This window comes from Roseateles sp. P5_B10, from assembly GCF_056400485.1.
Genome location: NZ_JBFULE010001165.1, coordinates 1 through 1,260, shown reverse-complemented (window position 1 = coordinate 1,260; position 1,260 = coordinate 1). Strand labels below are relative to the sequence as shown.

Annotated in this window: 1 protein-coding gene; it reads left to right on the top strand. The window is 68.7% G+C overall.

Translation table 11 applies throughout. The annotated features are described in order from the left end of the window. Positions 1-9 precede the first annotated feature (9 nt). Positions 10-1,125, top strand: coding sequence for a JmjC domain-containing protein (locus AC1DU6_RS31765; protein WP_056196112.1), 1,116 nt, complete (start codon positions 10-12; stop codon positions 1,123-1,125). The last annotated feature ends 135 nt before the right edge of the window (positions 1,126-1,260 follow it).

Sequence of the window (1,260 nt, the reverse complement as noted above, 5' to 3'; positions counted from 1 at the left end):
CAATAAGGCATGCAGATTGCCCTACCCACAGCGATGCTCGCCGGCCTGAGCCCGGAGCAGTTCATGCACAAGCACTGGCAGAAGAAGCCGCTGCTCGTGCGCCAGGCCTTCGATCCCGCGCCGTCGCCGGCTTCGCTGAAGGAGCTGGCCGCGCTGGCGGCGCGCGACGATGTCGAGTCCCGCCTCGTCACCGCCTTTGATGGCGAGTGGAAGCTCAAGCAAGGCCCCATCGCGCGCCTGCCGGCGATGAGCAAACCCGGTTGGACCCTGCTGGTGCAAGGCCTGGATCAGCATTTGGCGGAAGGGCGCGCGCTGCTCGACCTTTTTCGCTTTGTGCCCGAAGCGCGGCTGGACGACCTGATGCTGTCCGTGGCCAGCGACGGCGGCGGCGTCGGTCCGCATTTTGATTCCTACGACGTCTTCCTGATCCAACTCGCCGGACAGCGCCGCTGGCGCATCGCCGCCCAGCGCGATGCCGTGCTGCGTGACGACGTGCCTCTGAAGATCATTGCCAATTTCAAGGCCGAAGAGGAATTCGTGCTGCAGCCGGGCGACATGCTCTACCTGCCGCCGGGCTGGGCGCATGACGGCGTCGCGGTCGGCTCCGGCTGCATCACCGGCTCGGTTGGCTTTCGAGCGTCGAGCGTTGAGGGTCTRGCGGCTGAGCTGCTGCCGCGACTGCTGGATGACGTCGACAGCGCCAGCAAGCTCTACGCCGACCCACGCCAGGAGGCCACCGCCGAGCCTGCCCGGGTGCCRCCTGCCTTGCTGGATTTCGCCCGCCGCGCCGTCGAAGCCGCCGTGCAGCGGCCGCAGGCGCTGGAGCGGGCTCTGGGCGAGGCGCTGACCGAGCCCAAGGCAACCGTCTGGTTCGAGCCCGGCGAACCCCTGGCGCCGGGCCGCGATGCGGTGCTCGACCGCCGCAGCCGCATGCTCTACGACGCTGCCCATGTCTTCCTGAACGGCGAGAGCTTTCGGGCTGGCGGCCGCGACGCAGCGCTGATGCGCAGCCTGGCCGACAACCGGGTGCTGGGGGCCGCCGAGGTCGCGCGCCTGTCTCCCGACGCGCGCGAGCTGCTGGACCAATGGACCGAGGATGGCTGGGTTCAGCCACAGACGCCATGAACGCACAAACTTTTGCCGGCCGGGCCGATTTCCAGCGCCTGCTCACCGAAACCCTGGCCTGGGCGGGCGCACAAGCTTGTCGTGAGCTGCACGCCTGGGACGCAGACTTCGTCGACTGGCCGCTGTCCGAAGCGG